The sequence below is a fragment of the Endozoicomonas sp. genome, assembly GCF_051008435.1.
Classification (GTDB): Bacteria; Pseudomonadota; Gammaproteobacteria; order Pseudomonadales; family Endozoicomonadaceae; genus Endozoicomonas_A.
The window spans coordinates 23,886-31,419 of the sequence record NZ_JBPCXO010000389.1; the positions used below are offsets into that span (position 1 = coordinate 23,886).

General features: G+C 45.9%; 9 protein-coding genes. All 9 read right to left on the reverse strand.

All coding sequences use genetic code 11. From position 1 onward, the window contains the following. Nucleotides 1-9 precede the first annotated feature (9 nt). The 9 genes from ACR2PX_RS19645 to ACR2PX_RS19685 all read right to left on the reverse strand — a co-directional run bounded on the left by ACR2PX_RS19645 (nucleotide 10) and on the right by ACR2PX_RS19685 (nucleotide 7,324). The gene (locus ACR2PX_RS19645) at nucleotides 10-483 is read right to left on the reverse strand and encodes a hypothetical protein (RefSeq protein ID WP_434001052.1); all 474 of its coding nucleotides are present in this window, start codon (nucleotides 481-483) and stop codon (nucleotides 10-12) included. Further along, on the reverse strand, nucleotides 480-1,058 hold the full coding sequence (locus ACR2PX_RS19650; protein ID WP_434001053.1) for a rhomboid family intramembrane serine protease: 579 nt from the start codon (nucleotides 1,056-1,058) through the stop codon (nucleotides 480-482). Before ACR2PX_RS19650 ends, ACR2PX_RS19645 begins: the two co-directional genes overlap by 4 nt. 68 nt (nucleotides 1,059-1,126) lie before the next feature. Then, on the reverse strand, nucleotides 1,127-2,302 hold the full coding sequence (locus tag ACR2PX_RS19655) for a hypothetical protein (RefSeq protein WP_434001054.1): 1,176 nt from the start codon (nucleotides 2,300-2,302) through the stop codon (nucleotides 1,127-1,129). A gap of 74 nt (nucleotides 2,303-2,376) precedes the next feature. Next, nucleotides 2,377-3,063 carry an SDR family oxidoreductase gene (locus tag ACR2PX_RS19660; RefSeq protein ID WP_434001055.1) on the reverse strand — a complete coding sequence of 229 codons (687 nt, stop codon included), beginning with the start codon at nucleotides 3,061-3,063 and terminating at the stop codon, nucleotides 2,377-2,379. Between the two features lie 70 nt (nucleotides 3,064-3,133). Continuing rightward, nucleotides 3,134-3,682, reverse strand: coding sequence for a nucleotidyltransferase family protein (locus ACR2PX_RS19665; protein WP_434001056.1), 549 nt, complete (start codon nucleotides 3,680-3,682; stop codon nucleotides 3,134-3,136). Between the two features lies 1 nt (nucleotide 3,683). After that, entirely contained in the window at nucleotides 3,684-4,028 is a 345-nt protein-coding gene (gene yiaA / locus ACR2PX_RS19670; RefSeq protein WP_434001057.1) for an inner membrane protein YiaA, read from the reverse strand. A 161-nt stretch (nucleotides 4,029-4,189) separates the two neighbouring features. Next, on the reverse strand, nucleotides 4,190-4,792 hold the full coding sequence (locus tag ACR2PX_RS19675) for a GDSL-type esterase/lipase family protein (RefSeq protein WP_434001058.1): 603 nt from the start codon (nucleotides 4,790-4,792) through the stop codon (nucleotides 4,190-4,192). Between the two features lie 825 nt (nucleotides 4,793-5,617). Next, complete coding sequence (locus ACR2PX_RS19680) at nucleotides 5,618-6,712, reverse strand: MBL fold metallo-hydrolase (RefSeq protein WP_434001059.1); 1,095 nt, start codon at nucleotides 6,710-6,712, stop codon at nucleotides 5,618-5,620. A 48-nt stretch (nucleotides 6,713-6,760) separates the two neighbouring features. Then, nucleotides 6,761-7,324, reverse strand: coding sequence for a TetR/AcrR family transcriptional regulator (locus ACR2PX_RS19685; protein ID WP_434001060.1), 564 nt, complete (start codon nucleotides 7,322-7,324; stop codon nucleotides 6,761-6,763). Nucleotides 7,325-7,534: the final 210 nt, after the last annotated feature.

Consider the following 7,534-nt stretch of genomic DNA (forward strand, 5'->3'; position numbering starts at 1 on the left):
CTGAATGTTTCAGGTTTTTCTGATGGGAAACACGATCTTTGAATGGAGCCTATCCAAACATTGCCCGGACAACTCTGAAAAATCACCGTACGAACGCCGGTGAATTGAAAAATCGACCACCTCTTGCTCAGTTGCAAATATAAGCACGTTATGGCCATCGCTCGAAAGAACATCCGTAAACTCTTCAATGTCCCAGTCGAAACCCAGTAGCTTTTCTGAATCAGGATGGTAGGGCCCCAAAAAACAGATTCGGGTCCATTGGTCATTGCCCAGGTTCTGGAAGTCGATCGAGCCATGATTATTCTTTTCAAGCTCACGCCAGACAGCATAATCATAGTGGTGTAGAAATTCTGAATTTAAAGCCCTGTCGATGACGACCCCGGAATAGACACCCACGAAAATCCATAACACTGAGCCCAAAGTGAGCATAAAAACCCAGAGCATTTTCTTCGTAGTCATCAGAGACAGGAGTTTAATGCTCACTTTTTCTGTTGCTTCTCATGAGCCCATAACCAGGCACAAAGAAAACCAGCCAGCAGTCCAAACAAGTGGCTCTCCCAGGAGATGTAGGGCACACCCGGTAAGACTCCGAAAATCAATCCACCGTAGGCAATACCCACGAATACCGAGATCAGGATCAGCTTAATTTTTCGACTGAAGATGCCTGCTAAAAGCAAGAAACCAAAATAACCATAAATCAGACCACTCGCCCCCACATGAACACCCGGACGACCGAAACACCAGACCAAAGCCCCCGACAGCAGAATACAGACAATGGTCACCAGAATATAACGGATCAACCCATGCTGAAGTACAAGAACAGAGAAAATGGCAAATGGCACAATATTGGAGAAAAAGTGCAGCAGGCTACCGTGCAGAAAAGGTGAGGTGAAGATACCTATCCAGCCTGTTGACGTATCTCGTGGGATCAGCCCATAGCTGTTCAGACTCCGTCCGGTAACGATATTAATCACTTCCAAGGCGGCCAGGATAAGGCAGGCAACCGCCACTATCTTTAACTGCGAAGCCAGTGGGATTTTTACTCGCTTGAAGCTCATGACATCTGTCTCTTTATACCTGATTTTTTTTCAATAATCTTTCTGGAATTATTCAACTCAATTCCTGCTCAAATCTCAGCCAGGGAAGTCTTCAACATGTCCACTACCTGGTTCGCAATGGACTCTGTGACTTCCTTGTCATATTGACTGATTCTGGGAGTATGGATATGACCGGTGGGGATGCTGGAGTTCAGCTGGTTTCTTAAGCGAATGCTTCGATAAGAAATTTCATTGGACAGGTAACCCCCTCCCGACCCTGAAACGGCCAACTCCTTTTCCAACTCTGCAAGAGTCACTGGCTTGAAGGTTTTACTCAGGGTTGTTACCTGATGATTATCATTAACTTCAAAGGGTCCCTTACTTTTTTGCATGCTGTTCACGGGAAGACTGAATTCGACAAACTCATTACCGGGCAGTGGGTTCTCACCAAGATGGGGGATCACAGGTGATGCTTTGTCACCGCCAGAATACAGATTATTGTTGTCTGGCGCGCGGGCACTTCTCCTTTTTCCTGGAAAACGCTCCAGATCAAACTGTTTGCGTCCCATGCTGACGGTGGTAATCAGATCCACACTATTGCTGATATAAAAGGGTGACAGAACTTTCTCAACCATTCCCTGATCAAAATCGCTGTAGCGAACAGGCACCATAAACGTATTAATCTCAGCCGTTATGCCATTGTGCTCGATGACCATTCCATCGAGCATCAAGGCAATCACACCCGACGGGTTGCTCTGATCGATGTTACGGTCCAGCAAAAACGGGTCAAAGCCTGTTAACAGTATTTTTTTGTCTGTTTCCTTTATGAACTCCAGATCATTGCCACCACGACTGGACGCCTCAAAAAGACTCACCAGAGCCTCTCTTTGTTGATGAGAGAGGTCAACTGAAGACGTATCTGAACGAATGATGCGGGTTATTTTCAGACGTTGCCAATAGAGCGCCCGGTCATCAAAATCACCCCGGCTTTGAATCGACTTTTTGGCATTTTTCCAGAGCTGATTGCCCAGTGCATACGCCTGATCCTTCAACTGCCCATAGGATTTTGCCTTGCGCCAGTCATTTTCAAACTGATGACTAAGGGCATCAAGTCGATTCACAACGGTGGGAAAATGAGCCTGAGCCTTACTGATTCTCTCTTCTTCTACGGTGGTATCTAAAGATGAGATCTTTGCGGATAACGTCGATGTCAGGGAAAGCATCAAAATAAATACTGCACTATTTTTATAATTATTATACGTCATTTTGTTTCTATTATCGGGAAAATAAATCATCAAAGGAGACAAAAACAGCTTACCTCCCTTTTACTTAACCAAGCTTACCAGGGGTGCTCTTTACCCTGCCAGGTCCAGAACTTACCAGAATCTTCCATCTCAAGAGCATCAATAACCTGGATCAGACCCGTAGCACTTTCTGCCACGGTGATATCCGCCTCATCCCCACCCATATCTGTCTGAACCCAGCCCGGGTGCACTGGACAAACGATCATGTCATGCTCATTCAACTCAAGCGACAGAATCTGCATAGCTTTGTTCACCGCCGCTTTTGACGTTCGATAAGCCAGTGCCCCCTGCACTTCTCTGTGCAAAGAACCCATCTGACTGGAAACCGTAATCACTTTGGGTTTTTCTGAAGCTTTAAGATTTGGCAGCAATACAGAAGTCACCTGCATGGGGGCAATGGTGTTGACTGAGAACGTGTTCAACCACCCCTGCACATCATTGAATTCTGCCGCTGTATCATAGGGGCCAAAAACACCTGCATTATTAATCACAATATCGATCGTTCGCCCATCCAGTTTCTCAGACAGCTGGTTGAGTGATTCTTGGGAGGTGACCTCGAGTTCAACCAACTCCAGTTCAGGCGAGGGAGCCAGTTCACGCAATTGACTGGCCTGCGCCACGTCTCTGCAAGCAGCGATGACATTTCGACCTGAAGCCAAAAACTGCCTGGTCAGTTCAAGGCCAATCCCTCTGTTCGCACCGGTGATAAAGACAGTTTCCATAGATAGCTACTCTGTGATGGCAATCAAAACCCTTTTGAAAGAACCCTTCTTTGATGACAAAGGATTCATACTACCAAGGCTCTACAGTAATCCCGGTCCAGCGAGCCTTGAAACTTTTTGTCATAGCGACATAACTCTGCTCACTCATAACCGTTTTATTGGGTCTGATATGCATAGCCATCAGATCATCCAAACCATAGGGAGCAAACACTTTCAGCCCACTGCCTTCAAGCCTGACCCCTATAGCAAATGCAGGCAACCAGGAAGCAATACCCTCTTCAGCCGATTGATAGGGCTCTATGACATTGCCAAACTTCTGAGGGTACCACTCATGGACTTTTGCCTGATTCTTTACATCCACAGGAAAGGTATGACTTACAAGGTCACTAATCTGCAGCTGATAATGTTGCTCGTTGCTGGCATCACTGCTATCAAAATAAACAACATCAAAATCCTTGATGTTGTTTAAAAGAGGCAAACCCAGCAGATGATTCCAGACTGTCTGGGTTATTGCTCCACCGGCGAGGTAATAGTTTGGAACTTCTATCATCCTGCAGGCTTCCAAAGTCTCAGTAATCTCCAGTGACTGTTTCAGCAACGCTAATAGGTCGGCTGTCATATTAATTAACGCCTGATGTCTCAACCTCTTCGTGCACTTCTTCTTTCTCTTCAGAGGGGAGCAGGGAAAGGTCCCTTACATTTTTCTGAACGGCTACTGCAGCAAAAAGACTCAAAAGAAATGACATGGCATAGAAGCCCTTTTCACTCATTTCCAGAGAGGCATTCCACAAACCAATGAACAGAAGAACAATGACTGCGGCCAGGCTGAACCAGCAGAGAGCATAGTAAATACCTGTCACAGGAATACCTTCCAGTCGATCTCGTACCGATTTTTGCAACGAAACGGCCGAGAAAAGACCAAACAGAATCAACGTCAGATAGTAGCCCTTTTCGTTGAGCTCCATCTCTGCACTCCATAACCCGAAGAGATAAGCCGCTGCACCTGTAAACAGGTGCTCCCCAGGATGCTCCGATAAAAGCCTGTGTTGGTTTATTAAGATTATTATTCACGGTAAATTCCTTTTTCTACACATTAATCCATTAGCTACAGATGATGTGGATGACGTTATTGAATGTCTATTTTTTCTGAGAATGACAACGCCAGAGCCTCATAACCCGCTCTGTTTAAATGAACGGTATCTGACTTCATTGAACGCTGGCCAAGCAGCTCACTCAGGACTGTCAGATCAGAAACCAGACCATGACGCTCCGACAGTGACTCGTACAAGGGCAAAGGCGCCAGAAACAGTGCTGCCTTGGGCACTCCCACCAGCAACACCTCTGACTGATAGGACTGGATCATCTGAATCATGGCTTCCAGATTTCGTTCCAGCTGATCAACGGATAGCTTTTGCAAAACATCATTACCACCGAAAAACAGTATGACCAGGTCCGGATTGTGTTTCTGGAGAACGTCTTCCAACCTTGCCAGACCTTCAGCACTGGTTTCACCGGATACACCTTCATTGATCACCTGAACCCCAAGCTCTCTCTGCAAAACACTGGGGTAACTGTTTTCAGGGGTCGTACCCACCCCTTGGGTAAGACTGTCACCGAAGGCAACGATGGTGCTGTTCTGATCAAGAACAATCTGATTACTGTTTGAGCATGCTGTCAGTAATCCCACAACTAAAACAATAACTAGAGACTTGAAGCTTATTCGTTTCATTACTTCTTTTTCTTTTTAGGCTGAATATTGTGAGAGATATGACTCAGGAATGTGTCAATACCGTTTAACAGGTTGAACAAATGGTGGGAATGACCAACAGGTAATCAAGAAGTTGTTGTTCCACTGCGAGTCCATCAGAATGATAAAAGTTTTAAATCTGCCAATGGAGGGAAGTTTCTGACTTACAGGAAACACGCTACCGCCCGAGGGTCGACTGATTATTGTTCTTAACAGACTGGCATCCATCCCTTGAGCCATACAGAAGCACTTCTATTTTGTAAGCTGACTCTATCAGATTACACGTCAGCATTACAGTATAAACACCTACCTCAACACCAAAGTGAGACCCGCTTCAGGGTTCAAGGGGTCACCCGCTTTAACGTTTAATCAGGAGGGCTCCTCGCCCCGAGCTCTCACACAAGGAGGCTTTCGCAAAAGGGCTGCGCTTGCCGATACGTCGTTAAAAAATGACTCAAAATGCTCATTTACTGCATGTAAACTCCGCTTTTTCGTCATTTTTTGCCTTGTCTCGCCTGCGCTCGCTACCTTTTGCGACAACCTCCAAGGGTAGGGGGTGTTGAAGAAAGTTCTGCCTTCCAAAATAACGGCGTCGAGATGCAGTCCTTCAAGGTCAGTGACCTGCCTCGCTGATTGATCAGTTTGGACTGATTTATTTTGACTCCCAGGAGCCAGTCGGAGGCAATTTCTGCTTGAATTCCTGCAAGAATGCCTCAGTTCGACAGGCTCCTGATATGAAATACCAGCAGAGGTTAGAGACGTATGATCACTTGGTTCATGCTTTTTGCTTATCATTGATGTTTTGCACTACCACCAAGGCTTCTGTTTATCGGTCATTGTTTCAGAATAAGAAACGGTCTCACCCATCACGGGTAGCAAAACCTCAATATTATTTTTCCTGGTAAGATCGGTGATTCTTTCCATGGGGTCGAACCAGGCATGAGTTGACAGGTTGAATGTGCCGTTATGGATAGGGACAAGGTGTTTACCTTTTACGTCCACAAAAGCCTGCAAGGTGTCTTCAGGCATCATGTGAATGTCACGCCACAGCTCGTTGTAAGCGCCACACTCCATGAAGGCAAGATCAAAGGGGCCGTAGGCGTCACCTATCTCTTTAAAGCCCGGAAAATATCCGGAGTCGCCGCTAAAGTAGGCGGATTGTTTCGAATCTCTGATCACCCAGGAGCTCCAAAGCGTTTTGTCAGAGTCAAATAAACCTCTCCCCGAAAAATGCTGTGATGGCGTAGCTATCAGCTCTACGTCGCCTATCTTTTTCTTTTCCCACCAGTCCAGCTCAACAATTTTGCTCGGTTTGACGCCCCAGTCTTTTAAAGTCTGCCCAATTCCCAGTGGGACAATAAAATAGTTTACGGCAGCGCTTAACTTCTGAATGCTGTGATAGTCCAGGTGATCATAATGATTGTGAGAAATGATGACGCCTTCAATGGCGGGCAACTGTTCTATCTCGATGGGGGGTTTATGAAAGCGTTTTGGTCCTGCCCATTGAACAGGTGAAGCCCGCGAGCTGAAAACTGGATCAGTGAGCCAGTTTTTACCCCCTAACTGAATCAGTAGAGTAGAGTGGCCTAGTCGTGCAAATCGTAAAGCCTGGGGTGCATTTTCAGAAAAATCATCAAGGTTGAGTGGTTTCAGGGCAATGTGACTATTGGGAACTGCTTCCGTTCCCCGACTGTTAAAGTAGTCTTTTGTGACTTTCCAGAGTTTGCTCAAACTCATTGGGTCGGTGTTGGCGTTGTTCCTGAATTTCTGATGGTCTTCAGAATACTGCGGTGACTCTCTGAGTCGCTCTGTTGCTATCGGATCTTTTTCGTAAAAATCTGCACAACCTGTCATAAGTACTCCTCCCATCAGGCAAAACAGAAAACCAATGTTTTTGTTCATTGTGTTTCCTTTGTGACCGACTAATCGGTCGGAATTCAAGTTAAAAAATTACACCCGTGCCATAGCTTTCCAGAATGACTGCAGCAAGCTCTGGCGGAAATTCTGCTGCTGCCATAAAGCTTTGTTATCCAGCAAATAACCTGCACTGCTCATAAGCAGTGAGTAGAGCTGACGACAAAGCAGATCTTCCGGCAGGTCGTGTAATACTCCCTGCTTAAAACCTTCTGATATCATGGCTGGAATTTCTTCAAAGGCTTCTTCGACTCTTTCTCTGGTATTGGGAGAGATAAAAGCTGACTCGCTGAACTGAATCATGAAGTGATACTGATCAGGGTTCTCCAGAGACCAGTCGATGATCGATTCGAAAAGGGCAAACAATCTCGCTTTCAAATCATCTGTTGTACTCAGGCTGGGAAAGATACGGTTCCTGATGTCCATTTTGATGTCGAAATAGAGCGCGCTGATCAACTCTTCCTTGGTTTTGAAGTGATGAAACAGTGTCCCGGTTGCTACGCCCGCCGCTTTGGATATGGCGGAAGTGGGTGTTTTTTCAAAGCCGTTGGCCATAAACAGGATCAGGGCTGCATCAAGAATCTGGTTACGTTTGGACATATAAACTGCTTTAAACCGACTAGTCAGTCTATTTTGGTTGTCAGTTGATCTGGTGTCAAGTGAAGAGATTGAGATGGTCCGTTAGCTAGGAGCCTGTCGGACTTACCACTGACCTACTGCGAAAAAGCCGGATTTGGCCATTTTCTATGATTCTTTTCGTTGAATAGCTCGCTATTCGCCTCAAATAATCATAAAAACTGTCTCAAACCG

Excerpts from the sequence above, each read along its gene's own strand:
- ACR2PX_RS19665 (WP_434001056.1), bottom strand. The coding sequence starts at position 3,682 with ATGACAGCCGACCTATTAGCGTTGCTGAAACAGTCACTGGAGATTACT.
- yiaA (WP_434001057.1), bottom strand. The coding sequence starts at position 4,028 with ATGGAGCTCAACGAAAAGGGCTACTATCTGACGTTGATTCTGTTTGGT.
- ACR2PX_RS19660 (WP_434001055.1), bottom strand. The coding sequence starts at position 3,063 with ATGGAAACTGTCTTTATCACCGGTGCGAACAGAGGGATTGGCCTTGAA.
- ACR2PX_RS19675 (WP_434001058.1), bottom strand. The coding sequence starts at position 4,792 with ATGAAACGAATAAGCTTCAAGTCTCTAGTTATTGTTTTAGTTGTGGGA.
- ACR2PX_RS19650 (WP_434001053.1), bottom strand. The coding sequence starts at position 1,058 with ATGAGCTTCAAGCGAGTAAAAATCCCACTGGCTTCGCAGTTAAAGATA.
- ACR2PX_RS19655 (WP_434001054.1), bottom strand. The coding sequence starts at position 2,302 with ATGACGTATAATAATTATAAAAATAGTGCAGTATTTATTTTGATGCTT.
- ACR2PX_RS19685 (WP_434001060.1), bottom strand. The coding sequence starts at position 7,324 with ATGTCCAAACGTAACCAGATTCTTGATGCAGCCCTGATCCTGTTTATG.
- ACR2PX_RS19680 (WP_434001059.1), bottom strand. The coding sequence starts at position 6,712 with ATGAACAAAAACATTGGTTTTCTGTTTTGCCTGATGGGAGGAGTACTT.